The organism is Candidatus Phytoplasma meliae, from assembly GCF_016876135.2.
The window spans coordinates 78,287-102,819 of record NZ_JACAOD020000001.1; the positions used below are offsets into that span (position 1 = coordinate 78,287).

At 27.2% G+C, this 24,533-nt stretch carries 15 protein-coding genes; 7 read left to right on the top strand and 8 right to left on the bottom strand.

The window, feature by feature from the left end; all coding sequences use genetic code 11:
* Positions 1-11: 11 nt before the first annotated feature.
* A complete protein-coding gene (locus tag CHTY_RS00505) occupies positions 12-1,493 on the bottom strand; it encodes an MATE family efflux transporter (protein WP_203551975.1) in 1,482 nt (493 codons plus the stop codon).
* 204 nt (positions 1,494-1,697) lie between these two features.
* Entirely contained in the window at positions 1,698-3,155 is a 1,458-nt protein-coding gene (gene gtfA, locus CHTY_RS00510; protein ID WP_203551976.1) for a sucrose phosphorylase, read from the bottom strand.
* A gap of 371 nt (positions 3,156-3,526) precedes the next feature.
* On the opposite strand from gtfA, the gene lysS reads away from it, so the two are divergent.
* From lysS to CHTY_RS00545, 7 genes are all read left to right on the top strand, one after another.
* Positions 3,527-5,122, top strand: coding sequence for a lysine--tRNA ligase (gene lysS / locus CHTY_RS00515; RefSeq protein ID WP_203551977.1), 1,596 nt, complete (start codon positions 3,527-3,529; stop codon positions 5,120-5,122).
* A gap of 21 nt (positions 5,123-5,143) precedes the next feature.
* Complete coding sequence (gene dnaE / locus CHTY_RS00520; protein ID WP_246454050.1) at positions 5,144-8,017, top strand: DNA polymerase III subunit alpha; 2,874 nt, start codon at positions 5,144-5,146, stop codon at positions 8,015-8,017.
* Between the two features lie 157 nt (positions 8,018-8,174).
* Entirely contained in the window at positions 8,175-8,972 is a 798-nt protein-coding gene (locus CHTY_RS00525) for an HAD-IIB family hydrolase (RefSeq protein ID WP_203551978.1), read from the top strand.
* A 43-nt stretch (positions 8,973-9,015) separates the two neighbouring features.
* Complete coding sequence (locus CHTY_RS00530; RefSeq protein ID WP_203551979.1) at positions 9,016-9,384, top strand: hypothetical protein; 369 nt, start codon at positions 9,016-9,018, stop codon at positions 9,382-9,384.
* A gap of 85 nt (positions 9,385-9,469) precedes the next feature.
* On the top strand, positions 9,470-10,492 hold the full coding sequence (pheS, locus tag CHTY_RS00535) for a phenylalanine--tRNA ligase subunit alpha (RefSeq protein ID WP_203551980.1): 1,023 nt from the start codon (positions 9,470-9,472) through the stop codon (positions 10,490-10,492).
* On the top strand, positions 10,489-12,915 hold the full coding sequence (gene pheT, locus CHTY_RS00540) for a phenylalanine--tRNA ligase subunit beta (protein ID WP_203551981.1): 2,427 nt from the start codon (positions 10,489-10,491) through the stop codon (positions 12,913-12,915). Before pheS ends, pheT begins: the two co-directional genes overlap by 4 nt.
* Before the next feature lie 193 nt (positions 12,916-13,108).
* Positions 13,109-14,647 (top strand): ABC transporter ATP-binding protein/permease, encoded by a 1,539-nt coding sequence (locus CHTY_RS00545; protein ID WP_203551982.1) that lies wholly within the window; start codon positions 13,109-13,111, stop codon positions 14,645-14,647.
* Between the two features lie 93 nt (positions 14,648-14,740).
* On the opposite strand, the gene dnaJ is transcribed toward CHTY_RS00545, so the two are convergent.
* From dnaJ to CHTY_RS00575, 6 genes are all read right to left on the bottom strand, one after another.
* Complete coding sequence (gene dnaJ, locus CHTY_RS00550) at positions 14,741-15,772, bottom strand: molecular chaperone DnaJ (protein WP_203551983.1); 1,032 nt, start codon at positions 15,770-15,772, stop codon at positions 14,741-14,743.
* A gap of 66 nt (positions 15,773-15,838) precedes the next feature.
* Positions 15,839-17,686, bottom strand: a complete 1,848-nt coding sequence (dnaK, locus tag CHTY_RS00555) for a molecular chaperone DnaK (RefSeq protein ID WP_203551984.1) — start codon at positions 17,684-17,686, stop codon at positions 15,839-15,841.
* Complete coding sequence (locus tag CHTY_RS00560; RefSeq protein WP_203551985.1) at positions 17,670-18,431, bottom strand: nucleotide exchange factor GrpE; 762 nt, start codon at positions 18,429-18,431, stop codon at positions 17,670-17,672. Before CHTY_RS00560 ends, dnaK begins: the two co-directional genes overlap by 17 nt.
* 75 nt (positions 18,432-18,506) lie before the next feature.
* The gene (hrcA, locus tag CHTY_RS00565) at positions 18,507-19,532 is read right to left on the bottom strand and encodes a heat-inducible transcriptional repressor HrcA (RefSeq protein ID WP_203551986.1); all 1,026 of its coding nucleotides are present in this window, start codon (positions 19,530-19,532) and stop codon (positions 18,507-18,509) included.
* A gap of 301 nt (positions 19,533-19,833) precedes the next feature.
* Positions 19,834-21,468, bottom strand: a complete 1,635-nt coding sequence (locus CHTY_RS00570) for a DEAD/DEAH box helicase (protein ID WP_203551987.1) — start codon at positions 21,466-21,468, stop codon at positions 19,834-19,836.
* Positions 21,469-22,212: 744 nt separating this feature from the next.
* On the bottom strand, positions 22,213-24,432 hold the full coding sequence (locus tag CHTY_RS00575) for a hypothetical protein (RefSeq protein ID WP_203551988.1): 2,220 nt from the start codon (positions 24,430-24,432) through the stop codon (positions 22,213-22,215).
* Between the last annotated feature and the right edge of the window lie 101 nt (positions 24,433-24,533).

Below are 24,533 nucleotides of genomic sequence, written 5' to 3' on the forward strand. Positions count from 1 at the left end.
TCTTTTTAATATTAATCTTCAACATCGATATATTCATTTTTATTTTTGCGATAAAAAGGGATAAATAGCAATAAAGTAATAATGATACAAATTAAATTACCTAAAAAAAGGCTTAAACCTACCTTATGTGGGGATGAAATGAGGTTAATTGAATCCGAACTTAAACCCCAAAGTAAAAACACACTACTTATAATTCTTATAAAATTCATAATTAGAGGAAATTTAGTTTTTTCAAACGATGTAAAAAAACTAAATAAAATATTAGAAAAACATGTTAACCATAAACTAGCGGTTTCATAAAAAAATAATGTTTTAAAAGTAGTTTTTGCATCACCATCAATTTCATCAAATTTTGTGCCATCCATTAATGATAAAATGTATTTGTAAAAAAAGATATGAAGCAAGGTTCCTATTAAAGCAACAATAAATATTGCAATAACGACCTTTTTGAAAGTTTCAAAAACACGTTTAAGGTTGTTTTGACCTAAATTTTGAGAAATAATGGCGTTTTGACTATCGGCAAAAGAATTAATAATATTAAAAAATATATTATTTACTGAAACCGCTAAAAGTAATTGCGTTTCTATTGTTGGTGAATATTGTTTTTTAACAATGATATTAATCACTAATCTTCCTACGCTATAAATCATAATTCCTATACAAATAGGAAATGCTAATTGAAAAAGCTTTTTTAGAAACTTTTTTTCAAAACGAATTTTTTTAACAATTATTTTTAAAGGATTGTTTTGATTTAAAAAGAGAAAGTAAAAAGCAAATAAAGTTACAGAAGTATGAGAAATAAAAGTCGCCCAAGCTAAAGCAGCAATTTTACCCTTTAATGAAAAAATATCATATTGGTAAAGAACTAAAGATAAAACAATTTTGATAGCAACATTTAATGTCGTAATCCAAAAAATCATTTTATTATTTCCTTTAGCGCGTTCCAAACTTAAAAAAACTAAATTCATGATAATGCATGAAAGAGAGGAAAGGATAATAAGATAATAATTGTTAGCATCTGCTTTATTTGCGGGTTCAACAGAAGAATAATCAACTAGATATTTCAAAATAGCACTTTTTAAAATAAAAGTACATAAAATAGTAATAATAATTCCTATAAGAATTGATACTAAAAAAGTTTGGGTCAAATAAAGCCGCATTTTTTCAATATTTTTGCGTCCATAATTACGACCCACTAAAATTACTCCTGCAGTAGCAATCGAAGCGCCAAAAGGAATAAGAATGTCTTTAACTAAATGAATACGATTCATTACTGATAATAAATTAGAATCGCGAGGGTTTTCTTTATCTCTTTGTAAAATCCAGATATCATAAGAATTAAATAAAGCTTGGAAAACTAAATAAATGATAATCGGGAAAGTGACATATAAAATGACTTTCCATAAATTACCTTCCATTAAAAATTTTCTTTTTTTTTCTTCGTTGATTCGGAATTTTTTTTTGACCATCTGCTCCTTTTTTTTAACTATCATAAAACCTCCAATGAATTGTTTGTTTTGTTGATAAAAAATAGATTTTTAAAAAAATAACATTATTATTATATCAAAAATAATATATTTTAAAACGTGAAAATCAGTCATATGGCATTACATCAACTAAAAGAGTCAAGAAAAACAGTAATAAAAAAAATGCCATCCCTTCAAAAAGGAATAGCATTAAGAAATAAATTCATAAGTTTATTCATATAAGAAAATAGGAACACCATTGCTGAAAATGCTAAAAGTTTTCTTCAAAGCATTGGCTTCTAAAATAGCAAGATTTTGACGTTTGCGATCTTGACGAACAATTTTAATAGTATTTGGTGTAGGAGTAGATACTTCAATCAATCCATCTAGGTCAAAAGCATCAAAATGATTACGCCATGTTAATAATTTCAATAATTGTTTAACAATAGGTCGTTTTAACTCTTGTTTAACTTCTTGACGAGAATAATAATGACGATTGATGTTACGGCCTTCTTTAGAAGATTCTAACAATTCAATATCATTAACCCCAGCCAAAAGACCAACATAATAAACTTGAGGAATTCCAGGAGCAAAAATTTGAAAAACACGACTTAACAAATAAGAAGTGTCATCGTTTCCTAAAGCTGAATAGTAAGTAGAATTAATTTGATAAATATCTAAATTATTATAAGAACCTGAAGAATACGTTTTTTTAACATTAGCTCCAATTTGATATAATTTTTCAGAAGTATATTCAATTTCATCATCAGTTAAAACATCACGTACATCCACTACTCCGATGCCATCATGAGTATCTAATGTAGTAAATTGTTTCATCGGAGATTTTTGCATCCAATTAGATAAACGTTCGGTTTTACCAGAATATAAAGTATAAAGGACTAACATTGGTAAAGCAAAATCATAAATAAAATAGTCATGAGCGTTAATTTTTTTTAAAATAGTATGATGTTCGTGGATCTCTGGTAAAAGTTCGACTCCAAATGGTTTTACAATTTGCCTAATGCTTTCTAATAAATCCCAAATTTCTGGTTCAATAAAGAAACTGTTAGTATCTGCTTTTTTAATAGCATAAGCAAAAGCGTCTAAACGAATTAAACTAGCTCCATGTTTAATCATATCGATTAAAGTTGTTTTGATAAATTCTTTGACAATAGGGGCATGAACATTAATATCAATTTGTTCATCACCAAAAGTATTCCAAAGATTTTCGCAAATGCCATTGTCGAAACAAATGCGTTGAATAGGGGCTTTATTTTTGCGTTTATAAATTAAATCAACATCTTGTTTAGTAGGACGATTAGGGCCTACTTGTTGCCAAAATTTTTCCCAACGTAGAAAAAAATCTTTATATTTAGAATTTTCATGATTTTGTTTAAAATCTTGATACATAACGGATTTAGGAGAGATATGATTAATCATAAAATCAAACATTAAATAATAATTTCGACTTAATGCCTCAATATCATTCCAATTCCCCAAAAGAGGATCCACCTTAGTATAATCAGAAGGAGCAAAACCACGATCACCTGTAGATGGGAAAAAAGGCAATAAGTGAACCCCACCAATAGCTGCTCCAAAATCTTCTTTTAAGATCTTGCGAAGTTCATCAAGGTTCTTCCCTAAAGAATCAGCATAAGTAATTAGCATTATTTTGTTTTGAAATTTCATAATTTTTTGTTCCTGTGTTTGTCAAAATTTATAATTGAAAATAAGAATTTTTTAAAAAACAAAAATAACTAAAAATAAATTAATGAACATAAAAAAATAAAAAACAAAAAATTAATAACCATTTTTAATTTTAACATATTTTTAAAAAAAAATAATAAAATGTAATCAATGATACAATTAATTATACAATAAAAAAATAATTTAACAGATGATATTTTGGAAAATAATCACATTTCGCAAAAATGGGTAATTGGGTAATAAATAAAATATAAATAAAAAACATCATTTTTTTGGTATAATTAAGATTAATGTTTTATAATAAGAATGATATTAAATAAGAATGATATTAATTACATTAGGAGAGTATTAAAATGACTAAAAAAGAAACTAAAGAAGTAACCATAATAGACACAGACACAACTAAAAAAATAACAGAGCAAGAAAAAATTAGATATCAAAAATTACAAGAATTAAAAGAATTGAAAATTAACCCTTTTGGACAAAAATTTATTTGTACTCACACCGTTGAAGAAATTATTACCGGATTTAAACAAATAAAACCAGAAACTTTAGCAGAAAAGCAAATCAATGTAGCTATTGCAGGAAGAATTGTTTTAAAAAGAGGACAAGGAAAAGCTGGTTTTTTACATTTACAAGATTTTAATTTTCGTTTACAAGTCTATCTTAGATTAGATTTATTAGGAAGCCAAGCTTTTCAACTATATCAAAATTGTGATTTAGGAGATATTATAGGAATCAAAGGGTTTTTATTTAAAACCAAAACTCAAGAATTAACTATTAAAGCTTTACAATTTATACATTTAACAAAAGCTTTAAAACCCTTGCCTGATAAATTTCATGGTTTGCAAAACCGAGAAGAAATGAGAAAACAACGCTATGTTGATCTTATTGTTAATGAAAAAGCTAAAAACGTATTTGTTACTCGTAGTTTAATTATTAAAAATATTCGTATTTTTTTTGATAATGAAGGATTTTTAGAAGTAGAAACTCCTATTTTACAAACCACTTTAGGAGGGGCTTCGGCTAAACCTTTTGTTACTTCTCATAACGCCCTTAATTGTGATTTTTATTTAAGAATCGCTACTGAATTACCTTTAAAAAAATTAATAGTCGGCGGAATGAAAAAAGTTTATGAAATTGGCCGTCTTTTCCGCAATGAAGGAATCGATGCTACTCATAATCCTGAATTTAGCACCATTGAAGCTTATTTAGCTTATGCTGATATGTCAGATATTATGGTTTTAACTCAAAAATGTTTACAATATGTTTGCCAACAAGTTTTAAAAACTTTAGATTTTAGTTATCAACAACAAGACATTAGTTTTCGTCATTTTCATAAAATAAGTATGACAGAGGCTATTAAAAAAGCAACTGGAATTGATTTTACCAATAATTTCACTTTACAAGAATGCCAGCAATTAGCCAAAGAACATCAAATCAATCTAATGTCGCATTTTAGCAAAGGTCATGTTATTGAAGCTTTTTTTGAAAAATATGTTGAAAGCACTTTAATTCAACCTACTTTTATTTATGGCCATCCTGTTGAAATTAGCCCTTTAGCAAAAACAAACGAACAAGATCCACGTTTTACTGACCGCTTTGAACTTTTTATTATTGGTAAAGAATTTGCTAATGCTTTTAGTGAACTTAACGATCCAATAGAACAAGAAAAACGCTTTTTAAACCAATTAAAAGAAAAGGAATTAGGTAACGATGAAGCTAATGACATGGATTATGATTTTTTAAATGCCTTAAGTTACGGTATGCCTCCAACTGGTGGTTTAGGAATGGGAATTGATCGTTTAGTTATGCTTTTAACAGATACTGCCAATATTCGTGATGTTATTTTATTTCCTCATTTTAAAAACAAAAACAAAGAACTATCTAAAGAAATTCAAAAACGTTCTAAATGTGTGATCAACAAAACGAATGCAAACCAAAAATAAAGATATCAAGGTAATCTTATTATGTCAATTATAAGAGGTGTTTTTTATTTACAAAGTTTCTATACTTTGTTACAAAGTCTTAATTCTTTAGAAAAACTAGTGCTTCAAGCTAAAGAAAATGATTATGATTTCATCGCTTTGAGTGATGACAATAATTTATATGGCATGCTTACTTTTTTAAAATTATGTCAAAAACATCAAATTAAACCCATTTTAGGTATTAAAATAATTTTTACATGGAACAATCAAGTTGGTGAACTTTTAGTTTATGCTAAAAATGAAACAGGAATCAAAAATTTAATTCAACTATCAACTATGGTTAAAAACACTGATAAAAACAATATCTCTTTAGTTAAAATTATCCCCTTAGGAAAAGGTTTATTCACGATTATCACAGGACTTTGCCCTTTTTTTGAAAAACTATTTAAAACTCAAGAAAAAGAAGTTTTTAAGGAATTATTAACTCTCCTTTTAGAAATATTTGACGATGTTTTCTTAGGAGTTTCTTTTCAAAGCCTCTTTTTAGAAATGCTTTCTGATAATATCTTAGATTTTGCTTCTCGTTTCGACTTATCTTGTCTTCCTGTTCATAAAACTAATTACATCACTCCTGAAGCTAAAAAAACTTATCAAATTTTAGCTCAAATGGAAAACAGAAAAATCGACTCTGATTTAGATCTTTCTTTTTTAACTAAAAATGATTTTGACAATAAATATCAAAATTATAATACTATATTATATTCTTGTCAAAAATTAATTAATCAAATTAATTATCAAAATTATCAACTTCAACATTTTGCTCTCCCTTCTTATTTAGTTTCTTTGGAATCTCAAAATAACAAAACCCAAGATAAAAAAAAGGAAGATCAATCAAATCAATCAAATCAATCAAATCAATCAAATCAATCAAATCAACCAAAAGAGGAAGAGGCAACAACCATTTTCCTTCAAAATTATTTAAAACAATTATCTTATGAAGGGTTAAAAAAGGTTATAAATCCCCAAAGCCCTCAATATCTAAAATATCAACAAAGATTAGAACAAGAATTAACTATTATTCATGAAATGAATTATCATAATTACTTTTTAATTGTGAGTGATGTTATTAAATACGCCAAAAAACAAGGTATTTTAGTAGGTCCTGGAAGAGGTTCTTCTTCTGGTTCTTTAGTTTGTTTCTGTCTTCAAATCACAGAAATTGATCCTTTAAAATATAATCTTATTTTTGAAAGATTTTTGAATCCCCAAAGAAAAACTATGCCTGATATTGACCTTGATTTTCCAGATAATAAAAGAGATGTAGTAATTGAATATATGTGTCAAAAATACGGATTAACTCATGTCGCAAATATTATTACTTTTGGACGTTTCGTGAATAAAAAAGCTATTATTAAAGAATTAATTAAATTTAAAAAAGTTATGCCTTTTCAAATAAAACGTATTTTTTCATTTTTAGATTATCAAGCTTCCCAAAAAAATAAGGGTTTAATTCCTATCCCTGCGTCCATGGATTTTAAAATGAAAGAGTTATTGCAAATGGCTTCTCATTTAGAAGGAGTTCCGCGTTTCACAGGAACTCATCCTGCAGGACTAATTTTAAGTCAAAGTGATTTAACCAAAACCATTCCTTTACAAAAATCAAATTCCAACAACTTACAACAAACTCAATGGGAAGCTACTGATTTAGAAGCAATTGGTTTATTAAAAATAGATTTTTTAGGACTTCGTAGCCTTACTTTAATAAAAAAAATAGTAACAGCTGTTAATACAATTAACCCTAATTTTTCTCTTTTTGATATCTCTTTAAAAGATGAAAACACCTTTAAACTTTTACAACAAGGCGAAACATTAGGTATTTTTCAATTAGAATCACTCCAAGCTAAATTATTTTTACAAAAAATGAAACCTCAAAATTTTGAAGAATTAATTGCTTTATTAGCTTTAAATCGCCCTGGTCCTATTGATTCTTTTAATTTATTTTTAACAAATCGCAATCGCAAAAATCATCAACAACACTTTTTTCATCCTTTAATAGATGAAATTCTAAAACCAACTTACGGCATCATTTTATATCAAGAACAAATTATGCAAATTGCAGCTAGTTTTGCCAAGTATACCCTTGCTGAAGCAGATTTATTTCGCCAAGCCATTAGTAAAAAAGAAAAAGATCTTTTATTGCAAGAAAAAGAACGTTTTTTAAATAAAAGTCAACAACAAGGACATAACTTATCATTAGCTACTAAAATTTATGATTATATTCTTAAATTTGCTAATTATGGTTTTAACAAGAGTCACAGTGTCGCTTATTCTTTAATCAGTTATCGTATGGCTTATCTGAAAGCTAATTTTAATATTGTTTTTATGATTGTTTTATTAAATGACGCTCTTAATGACCCTTTGCAAACTCATATTTTATTGCAAGAAGTAGCAAAAACTAATGTTTCTTTAGAAAAACCAAATGTATTTATTAGTAACACCAAATATTATTTTGATTTTAACCAAAATAAATTATTTTTACCTTTAAACATAATTAAAGGCGTTAATCGTAATTTTTGCCATGAATTAATCAAAGAACGTTCCCAAAAAGCTTTTGAATCCTTTCCTGATTTTAAAGAAAGATTATCTTTTTGTTTAAACGAAATGATTCTTACTAATTTGATTTTTAGTGGCGCACTTGACCAAATGGGCTTTAATCGTAAAACTTTATTCCATAATAAAAATTTAGAAGAAGTTAAATATTATCGTTATTTAGAACATTATGAACCTGTTTTACATCAAGAATATTCACCTCAAGAATTAATTTCCAACGAAATCAAAGTTTTTGGTTTTAATTTCACCGCTTTAAAACTAACAAAACACAAAATAAAAACATCAAGCACTTATTATCAAAAATAATTACTATGATTTGTTATAATTTATGTATACTAATTAAAATATGCTTATGTTACCATTGTTATTATTTCATTTTTTAATTATTATCCATAATCAATATAATCAATTTATAAAATAATTCATATCATTAAGATATTTAAAAAGGACATATAATTTATTCATGACCAAAAAAAGACTATTTTTTTTCGATATTGACCATACTCTATATTGCAACGAACAAAAAGAAATACCTTCACAAACCAAAAAACTATTGCAACAACTATCAAAAAATCCTAATAATGTTTTAGGAATTGCTACAGGACGTAGTTATTCAGGAGTTAGTGTTTTAAAGGGATTAATGCCATTATTCCAATATTTTGTAGTTCTTAATGGAGCTATGACTTTTAAAAATGATCAAATCATCCAAACAACTCCAATATTAAAAGAAGATGTTTTAAAATTAAACCAAAAAGCTTATGACCAACAAATATCAGTAGTTAATGTTGAATTTAAAAAAACAGATATTTTAGGACAAAAAGATCCTGATTCGCAACCATTTATCAATAATGAAACCCGTCAAAACCAAGAAGAAAAGAAAAAAAGCTTTCATCTTTCAAACTTTGAAAAACCAATCTACAAAATCAATTTATTTCATGTTAATACTGCAGTAATTGTTGATTTATTAAAAGATTTCCCTCAATTGCATGCTTATTTTTGGAATAATGGAGTGGTCAGCCTCAGCGCTAAACAAGTTAATAAAGCTTATGGAATCAAACCAGTTCAAAAAAATTATCCTAACTATCAATTAATTTGTGTAGGAGATGGCTGTAATGATGTTGAAATGTTTCAATCATCTAATCTTGCTATTGTAATGAATAACACCAAATATCCTGATTTAAAAAAAATAGCTCATTTAGTGGCTCCTCACATAGAAGAAAATAAGTTATATGATTTTTTTAATACACATAATTTAATTTAAATTTAAAATAATAACAATAAAAATAAGAAAGGAATGTGAATCAATGAAACAAACACCTAAAAAAGCTTTAATTAAAGAAAACAACCTTTATCCCCACAAACCTAAATTTTATCAAGCTTTATTACAAAATAAAAATTATCACTTAGTCCTTATTGGTTTAGGGATTGCTGTTAATTTAATAACAATTGTTCTTTTTAAAGATAAGTTACGCATCTCAGGAGATCTATATACATATAAACAATTAACTCGTCTTTATTTAACAGCCATGGTTTCAGGAATGTTTTTAGGAGGATCAATTTTAGGACTTAAAAAAGGAGCTATGGGAGTTTCTTTAGGGGTTTTTATAGGTTCTGCTTTAGGATTATGGTTATCCTTCTTGACAGAAGGCCGCATAATTGCTTGGTTAATATAATTATTTAATTTGTTTACAAACGCAATTTAACAAGAAATCCTATAAATCAAAAAACAAAATTAATAAGAAAGATCTTGCCATTGTTATGAAAAATAAAATTAATCTTTTAAAAGAACAATTCGATATTAGCTTAAATAAAGAAAAAAATAATTTAGAAAAATTATCATCCTTAGAACAAAAATTTTTAGGAAAAAAGGGGATTTTTCAACAATTAAATCAAGATTTAAAATCAATCGATCCTTTCAAAAAGCCAATTATAGGAAAACTAATTAATTGTTTTAAACAAGAAGTGATTGCATCTTTAACCAAAACTAAGTCATTTTTAAAAAATAAAGCTCTTCAAGCACAATTGCTGACAGAAGAGATTGATATTAATTTACCAGGTTTCCCTTTTTCACAAGGATCAATCCACCCCCTTTATCAAATTATAGAACATTTAGAAGATTTATTTTTATCTTTAGGATATCAAATTAAAGACGGCAACGAAATTGAAACAGATTTTTATAATTTTGAAATGTTAAATATTGCAAAAGGTCATCCAGCAAGAGCTATGCAAGATTCTTTTTATCTTGACCCTGAACGTCTTTTAAGAACTCATACTTCTAATATTCAAGCAAAAGAAATGTTAACTCACCAAGGAAAACCTTTAAAAATTATTTCTTCAGGAAAAGTTTTTCGCAAAGATAATGATGATGCCACTCACAGCCATCAATTTATGCAATTAGAAGGTTTGGTAATTGATCAAAAAATTAATTTTATAGACTTAAAACAAACATTACTAACCATTACTCAAGAATTATTTGGACCCTCACAAGAAGTTAATTTTAGACCTTCATATTTCCCTTTTACTGAACCTAGTGTTGAAGTTGATTTAGTTATTGACAGCAAAAATAATACCAAAGAGTATTTAGAAATTTTAGGAGCAGGTTTAGTTCACCCTCAAGTTTTAATGAATGCCAACTATGATCCTCAAAAATACCAAGGATTTGCTTTTGGCCTAGGAATTGAAAGAATCGCTATGATTAAATATCATATTGAAAATATTCGTCATTTCTACACTAACGATCTTTGTTTTTTAAAACAATTCGCAAGGAAGAAAAAAGCATGAAAATTATTGAAAATATTTTAAAACAATATTTACCAAAAATACCTCATCATGACCAACTTTTTAACTTAACTAATAATTACATTTGTGAAGTCAAAACTTGTACTCAATTATCTGAAAATACTAATTTAATAGTTGGAAAAATCTTAAACTATCAAAAAATACCTAATTCTAAAAAATTAAACTTAGTCACAGTTGATATAGGGACTAAAATAGTTAAAATTGTTTGTGGTGCTACTAATTTAGTTAATAATCGCAAAGTTATTGTTGCTTCTGAAGGTTCTTTTTTAGAAGGAATGCAAACAACTATTAAAAATAAAAGTATTTGTGGTGTATTTTCAGAAGGAATGCTTTGTGCTTTAGATGAATTAGGGTTAGATCCTAAAATTTTAACCCCAGAAGAACAAACAGGAATTTATCTTTTTGATGATCCTAACGATGAAATTATTCTTGGACAAAACGCTTTAATTCCTTTAGGATTAGCTGGTTTCATCTTAGAATTAGGAATTACTCCTAATCGCGCTGATCTTTTATCTTATGTTGGTTTTGTCAAAGATTTAGAAGCAGTTGTCAAAAGTCATCCTTCCCAAGAATATCAAATAAAATCTAACAGTAAAAAAGCTTTATCCCTTCATCAAATGTTTCCCAAAAAACTTTTGCCAGAGTCGCCCCTCAAAGTAACTATTGAAAGTGATGTTTGTTATGAATATAACGCTTGTATTTTAGAAAATATTACCATCAAACCATCACCCTTATGGTTGCGCAACACTCTTTTAAAATCAGGAGTTAACCCTATTAATAATGTTGTTGATATTACTAACTTAATTTTACTTGAATATGGCATTCCTTTACATGCTTTTGATTCTAAAAACATCAAAGAAATTAAAGTAAGACAAGGTTTAAAGGACGAAGAAATAACTACTTTTAATCAAAATACGTATCGCTTAGAAGAAAGTGATTTAGTTATTACAGATGGTCAAAATGCAATCGCTTTAGCAGGTATTATTGGCCTTTCATCAAGTGGAATCAACAATAATACCAAAAGTATTATTTTAGAAGCTGCTTATTTTATACCAGAAACTATTATCAAAACCACTCAAAAACTCAAAATTAAAACTGAAAGTTCCTTAAGATTTGAAAGAGGAATTGATCCTAATTTAATTCCTTTAGCTTTACAAAAAGCATGTTCTCTTTTAATTTCTTTAGCTGATGCTAAAATAACTTCACAACCAGTTCAACAGAAAAAACAAGAATTAAAAGCAAAACCCATTACTCTACATCTTGATTATGTTCAACAAAAAACTGGTATTTCTTTTTCTTTATCCCAAATCAAAGAATGGTTATTAAATTTAAATTATCAAATTATATCCCAAAAAAATGATATTTTAGAAGTTGCTCCACCTTTAAGTAGATATGATGTTAGAATTAAAGAAAATATCATTGCTGATTTAATTCGTCTTTATGGTTGCAATAAAACAACTACTGGAGTTGCTCCCCTTTTATCTTCTCAACAAAATAAAATGACTTTACAACAAAAAAACCTCCGTGCTTTGAAAAAATTATTAATTAATTTAGGTTTTTACGAAACTATTACTTATAGTTTAATTAGTCAAGAAATGTTTAATGCTTTTCATTATCAAAAAGAACATCTTGCAATTATAAACCCATTGTCACAAGATAAAGTTATTTTAAGACAAAGTTTATTAAGTGGTTTAGCTGAAGTTTTAAGTTATCATCACAAAAGGCAAACTTTTGATAATGCGTTTTTTGAAATTGGAAAAGTTTATTACCCCCAAGAAGAAATATTAACCTTAGGTTTAGCTTTAAGTGGTGATTTCTTAAACAGTGGATGGTTAAAGCAAAACATTACTAGTTCTTTTTTTGTTTTAAAAGGGGTTGTTGAGCAAATAAGTGCTTTTCTAGGAATTAACCTTACTTATCAAAAAAGTTCTTCTAACTTAAATCTTCATCCGAATATTCAAGCTAACCTTTTATACAACAATGAAATTATTGGAATAATTGGCAAAACTCATCCTCAATTTAATGAAAAACATCATTTAAAAGATAGTTTTCTTTGTGAATTTTTATTAACTAAACCTATTTTAACCCAAACACCAACCACTTTATATCAACCTATCTCTAAATTTCCAGTAATTACTCGCGATTTAGCTTTTTTCATCAATCAAAAGTATTCTTTTGAGCATGTAATACAAACCATTAATAAAAACTCTTCACTTGATTTGATTAATTGTGAACTTTTTGATGTTTATCAAGCAACTACCTCCAATCAAGATAAAATTCGTTCTTTAGGTTTAAGACTTTCTTTTTCTAATCCTAATAAAAACTTAGATAAAACAACTATTGACCAAAAAATGCAAACTATTATTCAAACTTTAATGAAAAAATATCAAATTCAAATTAGATAACAACTTTAACTATTTTTTACATCAACCATTACAAACAATATCATATTGCCTTAAAAATTTAAAAAAACAACATTAATAATTAAATATGATACAATTAAATTGTAGCTTTAAAATTAATCTCGGCTATTATATAATTTTTTGTATAATTTTCATTTTATTTTTCTTTTAACACAAACAACGAAAGGGGAAAAACATGTTTCAAATAACCAACCTTAATAAAGGTTTTATCAGTAAAACAGGGATTCCTTCTATTGCTTTAAGCAATGTTTCTTTAAAATTACCTTCTAAAGGTTTAGTCTTTATTTTAGGAAAATCTGGCTCCGGAAAATCTACTTTACTTAATCTTTTAGGGGGTCTTGATTATTGTGATAACGGTGAAATCACAATTAACAATACTTCTTTAAGAAATCTAAATGCCAACGATATAGATTGTTATCGCAATGGTAATGTTGGTTTTATTTTCCAAGATTTTAATTTAATTGAAGATATGACTGTTTTTGAAAATGTTGCTTTACCTTTACAATTACAAGGAAAAGAAGTTAACCCTAATTTAATTCATCAATTATTAAAAGATGTTGAAATGAGTGGTTTTGATTATCGTAAAATCAACGAACTTTCAGGAGGACAAAAACAAAGAATCGCTATTATTAGAGCAATTGTTAAAAATCCTCAAATTATTTTAGCAGATGAACCAACAGGGAATTTAGATTCTGAAACAGGAACTAAAATTTTTAATATTTTACAAGCTTTATCTAAAGAAAAATTAGTATGCGTTGTTAGTCATGATCATGAAAATGCTTATAATTATGGTGATCGTGTTATTGAATTTAAAGATGGAATAATAATTTCTGATTTAACCCGTGATCTTTCAAAAAAAGAAACTCCCAAAATAAAATTGGAAAAGGGAAAAGTTTTAACAGAAGAATTACTGTTGCAAATTCAACAACAAGGACAAGGTTCACATCAATTAAAAAAACAATTTACTTCTACAGATCCTACTAAAATAAAAGATGAAGGGCAACCTCTTGTAAAGAGTCCAAGTGTTTTACCTTCTAAAATTGCTTTTAAAATGGGATCTAGTTTCTTACAAAATAAAAAATTTTCTACTGCTTTTGTTTCTTTAGCAAGTGTTGGATTATCATTTGCTGTTTATTTACAAATTGTTGTTTTAGTTAATGCTCTTTCTTTTTATAAACAAACACAAGCGCAAATGGCGCCAGAACTTTTTGAAGCAATCAAGAGTAAATTACCTTTGACAAATTTGCAAATTTTCTTCATAATTACAATTTTATTTGTTCAACTATTTTTTTGGATAGTTACAGGAGGTTTTGTTAAAAAAAGTATCCAATTCAAACACAAAGATATTGGTATTTTACGCGCTTTAGGTGCCCGTGGAAAAGATGTTTTTAAAATATTTTTTAGCGAAGGCTTAATCATTGCAATTTTGGCCACTATTTGGGGAATTATCTTATTTGGAATAAAATATTTTTGGATGTCAGAACCATTTGCTTATTATTTTTCCTTAGGTCAACAAAAAGGTTGGGAAATGACGGTATTCATGCAAAGTCTCACAAGAATCAACCTCGAATTAAAACATCAATGGATAATTGCTTGGTATTCTTTATTTTTAATGGAATTCCTTTTATGTGTACTATTAGTTTTCTTAACCACTTACCCTGCTATCAAAAAACTATCTCGCAAAAAACCAATTGACGTTATCTTAAAAAAATAATTTCTTAAAACAATAAGACTATCTTTTGAAGATAGTCTTTTCTTTTTTTTAAACCCATATAACAAAAAAAAATCAACTTAATAGTTGATTTTTTTAATGTTGCAATTGCAATAACTTATGATAAAGTTTTTTTTCTTCCAAAGTAAGTTGAATTGGTGTTTTCAAATGCACTACCACATATTGATCGCCTTTACGATGAGAAGAATTAAGATAAGATATCCCTTTATTTTTAATTCTTAATTTATTGCCAGATTGTGTTCCTGCAGGTATTTTTAAACTAATATCACCATAAATAGTAGGAATTAAAATATTAGTTCCTAAAACAGCCTCTGGTAAAGTAATAAAAATTTCTAAAATAATATCTTGACCTTTTCTAACAAAAGATTTATGAGGTTGAATTTTAAAAATAACATATAAATCACCTACTTGAGAACTTGAAGGAATAAAATGCCCTTTCCCAGGTATTTGCAAAGACATTCCTTCTTCAATTCCTGCAGGAATATCAAAACTAACTGTTTGTTTAACTTTTTGACGTTTTTCACCACGACAAGCATAACATTTATTTTTAATTTGCTTTCCTTGACCATGGCAATTAGGACATACTTGACGAGAACGAATATTACCTAAAAAAGTTCTTTGTTCAATAATAATTTGTCCCGAGCCACCACACCGATAACATTTAGTAATATCTTTAGAAGATGAAGCTCCTAAACCTTGACAAACTTTGCAATCAGCTTCAACTATAATTTCAATATTTTTATGAGCTCCTAAAGCAGCATCTATAAAACTAATTGTCATTTCTACTTTTTTGTCAAAATTAGTTTTTTTAGTCTGTCTATTCCCAAAAAAATCTCCAAAAGAATTAAAAATACTTTCTTCAAAGCCACTAAAGCCTTCAAACCCTTGTTCTGAAGCAGAACCAAAACGATCATAATTAGATTTTTTATTAGCATCACTTAAAACACTATAAGCTTCTTGTACTTCTTTAAATTTAGCTTCTGCATTGGTTTCCTTAGAAATATCAGGATGATATTTTTTAGCAAGAACACGATAAGCTTTTTTAATTGCTTCAGGAGTAGCATCTTTGCTTAATCCTAAAATTTGATAATAATCTTTTTTAGTCATTTTTTATATCGCTCCGCCTCATAATAAAATCAAGGGGTTGCCCCCTTTTTTATTATTTTTTATAGTTTATTTTTCTTCAAAATCAGCATCAACTACTTTATCTACTCCATCTTTGGCATTAGCAGAAGTCGTATTTTGATCTTCTTGTTTCGCATTAGTATCTTGAGTTTGTTGTTTTTTTTGATAAGCTTTCATAGCAATATTTTGTGATTCTTTTGACAAACTAACTGTTTTTTCTTTAATCAAAGTAACATCTTCGCCTTTTAAAGCTTCTTCTAATTCTTTAATTTGCTGTTCTATTTTAGCTTTTTCTTCTGCTTGAACTTCATCTTTAAGATCTTCTAAAGATTTTTTAGTCATAAAAATCATGTTATCAGCTTCGTTGCGAGCATCAATTGCTTCTTTTTTAATACGATCTGTTTCTGCATTTTCTTCAGCTTCACGAATCATTCTTTGAATTTCTTCTTCTTGTAAAGCGCCGCTTCCAGAAATAGTAATTTTTTGTTCTTTATGAGTCCCTAAATCTTTAGCTTTAACAGAAACAATTCCGTTAGCATCTATATCAAAAGTAACTTCAATTTGAGGAATGCCACGAGCAGCTGGTGGAATATCTGCTAATTGGAATCTACCTAAAGTTTTATTATCAGCTGCTAAAGGTCTTTCTCCTTGTAAAACATGAATATCTACTGCCGGTTGATTATCTGCTGCTGTTGAAAACACTTGTTTTTTAGAAGTTGGAATCGTAGTGTTTCTTTCAATTAATTTAGTAAAAACATTACCTAATGTTTCAATTCCTAAAGAAAGTGGAGTTACATCTAAAAGTAAAATATCTTTCACATCTCCTGTTAAAATACCTCCTTGAATAGCGGCTCCAATAGCAACTACTTCATCAGGGTTAATACTTTTATTAGGGGTTTTTTTTAATTCCTTTTTAACTAATTCTTGAACAGCTGGAATACGAGTTGAACCACCTACTAAAAGAATTTGATTAATTTGATCAATTGTTAATTTAGCATCACTTAAAGCACGTTTAACAGGGCCTAAACAACGATCGATTAAATCTTTGGTTAATTCATTAAACTTAGCGCGTGTCATATTATAATCTAAATGTAAAGGTCCTGCAGCGCTCATAGTTAAAAACGGTAAAGAGATTTGAGTAGCAGTCACACCACTTAATTCTTTTTTAGCTTTTTCAGCAGCATCTTTTAATCTTTGTACTGCCATTTTATCTTTTGATAAATCAACACTGTGTTCTTTTTTAAATTCTTTAACTAAAAAATCAACTATACGAGCATCAAAATCATCGCCCCCTAAAGCGTTATCGCCAGAAGTCGAAAGCACTTCGAAAGTACCATCAGCTAAATTAAGAATGGAAACATCAAAAGTTCCGCCCCCTAAGTCAAAAACTAAAACAGTTTGTTCTTTGTTGCCTTTATCAACTCCATAAGCTAAAGCAGCAGCAGTTGGTTCATTAATAATTCGTTTTACATTTAAACCAGCTATTTTACCAGCATCTTTAGTAGCTTGTCTTTGAGAGTCATTAAAATAAGCAGGAACTGTAATCACAGCTTCACTAACTTCTGCTCCTAAATAATCTTCTGCAGTTTTTTTAAGATTGGTTAAAATCATGGCACTAATTTCTTGAGGAGTATATTTTTTACCATTAACATCAACACGATATTGAGATTCTCCCATATGTCTTTTAATTGAGCTAATAGTGTTAGGATTAGTAATTGCTTGACGTTTTGCAATTTCTCCTACCATAATATCATTTCCTTTGAAAGAAACAACTGAAGGGGTTGTTCTTCCTCCTTCAGCATTAGGAATAACTTTAGCCTCTCCGCCTTCCATAACAGCAACACAAGAGTTAGTTGTTCCTAAGTCAATTCCTATAATTTTATTTGTTTTCGCCATTTTTATCACTCCATTCATTAATTTGAACCATTGCTGGTTTTAAAATTTTGTCTTTATAAAAGTAACCTTTTTGTAAAACTGATATAATTGTTTTATTAGGTTTTTGAGGGTCTGAAACTGTTTCTAAAGCATAATGCACTTTAGGGTCAAAAACTTGTCCTAAAGCTTGAATTTCTTCAACCCCCTCTTCTTTTAAAATAGTTTTAATTTGTTGTTGAATCATTTGAAATCCTAATAAATACTTTTTTAATAATTCATTATCGGTTGAAAATTCTAACACTTTTTCCAACTGCTCTAAAGGGATTAATAAATTACTAATAAAAGCACTTGAAGCATATTTAACTTCTTGTATTTTTTGTTGTTGCATTCTTTTTTTAAAATTAATTAGTTCTGCTTTGTTTTTCAAAAGTTCATTTTCTATGTCAATTTGTTTTTTATTTTGTTGTTGTAACTCTTTAATTTGAGTTTTTAATTTAGTTATTTGAGTTAAGTGTTCACCTTCGCATATATTTTGTTTATCTAAACTCTTATCAGTTTCCTTTTTGGTGCTGGTTGGAGAATTCTTCAAATCTGATTTATGGCAACAACAATGAGCAGTATCTTTATTTATTGAAGCATCATGATTGTTGTTGTGAGTTTGTTCTTCTGCCACTTTACTTGCTTCTTGATGAGTGTTTGCGTTTGAATTTGCATCGGCATTTGCATTTTGGTTTGCCTTTTGGTCTTTTTCTTGATCCAAAAACATTTTACAACCTCTTTTCTTTAAAATTATTATTGTCTTTTGAAATCATCATTTTTCTTTTAAGTTGTTAGGGCTTGATTATTGTGAATCATTTAATTTTGATAAATGAATAGCTAAATATTCTAAAAGAGGAATAACTTTAGGGTATTTCATCCAAGAAGGTCCTAAAATGGCAATTGTTCCTTTTTCCTTAGAATTAACAGTAAAAGGAATAGAAAGTATCATACAATCTTTTAAAGGAGTTAACTGCAACTCATCTGAAAATTTAAAAGATAAGCCTTCTTGAATTAACATAATTTTTAATAATTCTTTACGTTCTAAAAGACTCATAAACTTTTTAATTAATTCAAGATTACTAAATTCTGGTTTTTCAACCATTTTAGAAACTCCTGCAAAATAAAGATTTTCTGAAGCAAAACTACTAAAAGCTTCAATAAACAAAGTAATTAATTGCTCTTGAAAACTAATATATTTAGCAATAGTTTGTTTGACAAAATCACTTTGAATAATTTTAACAGCTGCAGATAAATATTTTCCCACAAGTAAATCATTAATAATTTTGACAACATCTCTTAATTCATAAAGACTAATTTCTTGATTTTGAGATAAAGAAATATTTTGATGTTGAACGTTTCCTTGATCAGTAATAATTAAAATTAAAGCTTGAGAGCGACTCAAAGGAATAAAATCAATTTTATTTACTTTACTGTTATTAAAAACATCGGAACCAATAGCCATAGCAGTATAACTAGTCAATTTATTAAGTAAATTCAAAGTTTCTTTAATTACTTGTCCTTTATGCAAACTTTTTTTTTTCATCACTCCATCAATTAAAGGAAATAAACGAGCCACATCTTGATCCCTAGTTAATAAATGCGTTAAGTAGTAAGTATATCCTTTAAAAGAAGGGATTCTGCCACTAGAAGTGTGAGTTTTTTTTAAAAAACCTTCCTGTTCTAATTGAACCATATCATAACGAATGGTAGCACTTGAAAATTGAAGATAAGGGAACTGAATTAAAGCTTTTGAACCTACTGGGTGACCTTTTTGAGAATAATTTTCGACTACAGCTTTTAAAATTAACTTTTTTCTATCTGAAAGCATAAATTAATACCTCTTGGCACTCAAATTAACGATTGCCAATAATATTATATTACTTTTTAAGAATATTGTCAACATCTTTTCAATTAAAAAAACATTAATTTAAATTTAGATTATTTCTAACTGCTTATTTCTACTAATTTTCATTTATGAATCTAATTTATGATTTTAATTAATTCTGCTAAAATATAAAAAAACTAACTCATTTTAGCATAAGTTAGTTTTTAATTGATTATGTTTTGATTCTTGTTTTTCAAGACATAAAAGTATTTTTAAAAACCTTTTAAAGTGGCTTTATCATGTCTTAATAATTTTTTTTATTAACAATTAAAGTTTTATTTTGAAAACGAACATTAGTTTTGTTTTTCATTTGATACCAAAAACGACTGGCAACTTCAAAAATAGTTTCATGAGTTAAATGCTTAATGTTACCAATATTTTTTCCATAAATTTGAAATTGATCTTTTAAAAGTCTAATTAAGGTTGTTGGGTTGATGTTATCTTTTTTACCTAAATTAATTATTACTTCTATAAAATCACTTCTCTTAGAAGAACCATAGCGGGGTTCATGGAAACGAGGTTCATTAAAACTTTTCGAAGTAAAAGAGTTATTAAAACCTATTCTTGGCGCCAAAATATCCGGATAGTGTCTTTTTTTTGGTAAAATATCTTTTAATAATCCTTGAATAATTTGTTCTGCTGAAAATTGTTTTAACAAGCCTTCTATTAAAGGATAATTTGTTTTTTCTTCATTATTTTGAGTAATCATCTCTAATATTTGTTTTTCAAAATTTTTTAAAAGTTCTTTTTGAATGTTATCTACAGAAGGAATTTCTAAAAAATTAATTTTTTCTTTTAAATAATATTCTAATTTTTTAAGTTGACCCATTTTACGAGGACTGATTAAACTATAAGCTAATCCTTTTTTACCAGCTCGTCCAGTTCTTCCAATTCTGTGTACATAAACTTCCTCTGCATGTGGTAAATCATAATTAATTACTATTTTAATATCAGAAATGTCCAAACCACGAGCAGCTACATCAGTAGCAATTAAAATCTTAATTTTTCCTTTACGAAAGTTATTCATGACATATTGTCTTTGATTTTGTTTTAAATCACCATGAACAGCATCTGCTAAAAAACCTTTATCTTGTAAATAAGAAGCAATTTCATCAACATCTTTTTTAGTGTTAGCGAATAAAATAACAGAATGGTCTTTTTTTAAATCTAATAAACGTAACAATAACTTATTTTTGTCAACTTCTTTCACTAAAAAATAAAATTGTTCAATTGCATTAACAGCAACTTTAGTTACAGGAACTTTTAAAATCTTAGTATCTTTTTGATATTTACTAGCTATTTTTTTAATAAAAGGAGGTAGAGTGGCTGAAAATAAAACTGTTTGTCTTTTTTCAGGAATTTGCTTTAAAATAGTTTCTAAAGCATCTTGGAAACCCATTTTTAACATTTCATCGGCTTCATCTAGGGTTAAAATTTTTAAACCTGATAAGTCAATTTTTCCTTTTTCTAAGTGATCAATAATGCGACCAGGAGTTGCAATAATTAAATGAGGTTTACTTTCTAAAGCTCTAAATTGTTTAGTATAAGATTCGCCTCCAAAAATAACAGCAATTCTAATCTCATGATAAAAACGTAATAATTTTTTTAATTCTTCATATACTTGAAGGGTTAATTCTCTGGTAGGACATAAAATTAAACTTTGAGTTTTAGCTAATTTAGGATCAATTTTTTCAATAATGGGAATCCCAAAAGCAAAAGTTTTTCCAGTACCTGTTTGTGCTTGTCCAATCACATCATGACCTTCTATAATTTCTGGAATAACTAAAGCTTGAATAGGGGTAGCATCAATAAAATTTAATTCCTTTAAAGCTTTTTTAGTTTGTTCTAAGATAGGCAATTGTTCAAATAAAGTATTCATAATTTCTTCATCTCTTTCTTTTTTTTAATATTGAAAATAAAATATACAAGTAGAAATATAAAATGTTTTTGCACAAGGATTGCCAAATATTCTTAAAAATTGTTTTTAAGAAATGTGTTTCTGGATAAATTAGATTAAAGAAACTTTAGTCTTATTAATTTTTGATAATAAATAATTAAACTAAATTTAATAACCTGAAAATAAGAAAGACTAAAGACGTATTTGAAAAACTATTTGCTTAGTAATTAGTTTTTAAAATATTTTGACATTTAAAACTAAAACATTTCTATAATAAAACAAATTGAAGCAATTGAAGGAAAAGCGAAATAAGTAATAAACGTATAAAATTAAAAGATTAATTATTTTATCGTAATTATAAAACAAAGAAAAATAAAACAATTGATGAACATATTCATTACTTCAAAATGCAAATTTTATAAAACCTTTTTTGAAAAACAAATTAGACTATTTGATAATAGTTTTTGTAATTTAAACATTTTATAAATTTTTACTGTATCTCTAATATTATACTTTTAAATTGATTAAAAAACAACTCTTTTCAATATTTTTTTGTTTTTTTATAAATATTTGTTAAAATATCAATTCTTTTTGTGATTTTTGATTTGTTTGTTATTTGATTAATTTTTTTAGATAAATGAGGTAAAAAGAAGCATAAAATAAAAAAGACTCAATGTTGCTTGAGTCTTTTGATCATATTTGTTTATATATCGAAAATAAACTTTATTATTTAAGATATTGTTGTAAATTTCCTTTATTTTTCAAATCAATAATTTTATCAACTGACAAACTTGTATTATTGCTTAATTTTTCAATTTCGCTTGGTACATATGAATATTTTCTTATAATTTGAATTCCTGCTTTTTTCAATTTGATAATCTCATCAATTGTAAATCTTAAATTATAGCCATGTATTTTTTCGATTTCGCTTGGTTCATATGAATATTCTCTTATAATTTGAATTCCTTCTTTTTTCAATTTGATAATCTCATCAATTGTAAATCTTAAATTATAGCCATGTATTTTTTCGATTTCGCTTGGTTCATATGAATATTCTCTTATAATTTGAATTCCTGCTCTTTTCAATTTAACAATTTCATCAATTGTAAATCTTAAATTATAGCCATGTATTTTTTCGATTTCGTTCTCATCCAAATTATAAGCATCTTGAATTTCTTTTTCTGTAAACTGGGCATCTTCTAATTGTTGATCTGTATATCCATTATCTTTTAATTCTTTGGCTTTATATCCTGCATCTTTTAATTCTTTAAGTGTATATTTAGCATCTTTTAAATCTTGTAATGTATATTCAGCATCTTTTAATTCTTGAGCTTTATATCCTCCCTCTTTTAACCATTTGGCTATTCCTGTATATCCATATTCATATTTCTTTTTAATATCTGTAGATGTAAATCCATTATTTTTTAATTCGTGAGCTTTATATCCTGCATCTTTTAACGCTATAACAATTTTTTCATGATATTGTTTAATATTTTGAAGTGTATACCCATTATTTAGTAACTCTGAAATATTATATCCAGCGTTTATTATATCTTGTGGTAAAAAACGCATTTGTTTTAATTCTTGAATTGTTTTCCCATATAATCTGAAGTACTCAGGTTTCAATCCAGCGTTGTTCAATTCTTGAATTGTATATTCAGCATCTTTTAACCATTTAATAAATTGGTTTTTGTCGTATTCTACATATAAAACATTATGTTCATCTATGATGTTTTTTGCCGTATATCCAGCCTCTTTTAATTGTTTAGGCGTATATCCAATATCTTTTAACTCTTTAGCTGTATATCCAGCCTCTTTTAATTCTTGAGCTTGGTATCCAGCCTTTTTTAACTCTTGAGCTGTAAGTCGACCTTCTCTTAATTCTTGAATTGTATAACCAGCATTTTTTAATTCTTGAATTGTATATCCAGCATCTTTTAACTCTTTAGCTTTAAATTCAGCATCTTTTAATTCTTTAAGTGTGTATCCAATATCTTTTAACTCTTTAGCTTTATATTCAGCCTCTTTTAATTGTTTAGGTGTATATCCAGCATTTTTTAATTCTTGAGCCTTATATCCAGCATCTTTTAACTCTTTAGCTTTAAATTCAGCATTTTTTAATTCTTTAAGTGTGTATCCACCTTCTTTCAACCATTGAATATATTTGATTTTTTCCCCCCCGTATAAATGGTATCGATATGAATCTACAATATCTTTTGCTGTATATCCAGCATTTTTGAATTCTTGTGCTGTATATCCAGCATCTTTTAAATCTTGAGCTTCAAATTCAGCATTTTTTAATTCTTTAAGTGTGTATCCACCTTCTTTCAACCATTGAATACGTTTGATTTGTTCTTCCCCGTATAAATGGTATCGATATGAATCTACAATATCTTTTGCTGTATATCCAGCATTTTTTAATTCTTGTGCTGTATATCCAGCATCTTTTAAATCTTTAGGTGTATATTCAACATCTTTTAATTCTTGTAAAGTATATCCAGCTTGTTTTAAATCTTTAGCTTTAAATTCAGCATCTTTTAACTCTTTTGCTGTATATCCAGTATTTTTTAATTCTTTAAGTGTATATCCAGCATGTTTTAAATCTTGAGCCTTATATCCAGCTTGTTTTAAGTTTTCCAGTGTATATCCAGCATCTTTTAATTCTCGAGCTGAACAACCAGCGGTTTTTAAATCTTTAGCTGTAAATTTATTTTTACATTCTTCTATTTTGTTTTCACTAATTAATCTTTGAAATTCTAAATAATTTTCCATTTTTGTCATTTCCGTCTTTTGCAACTTTTTAAGAGATTGGTAAGAAGGTTGATTATAAACATAAAAACCCAAGCCAACTACGCCCAAAACAATAACAACTATAATTGAAATAATAATTTTTTTAGCATTTGATTTAGGTGGTTGATAAGGGTAAAAATTAGGTTGATTTTGCATTTTTTAGTGCTCCTTTTTATCTTTTATTTTAATTGATTGTACTTTCTTCATTTTAATTTTATTGTACAAATTCTATTGTACTCTTTTTTTTTTTTTTTGCA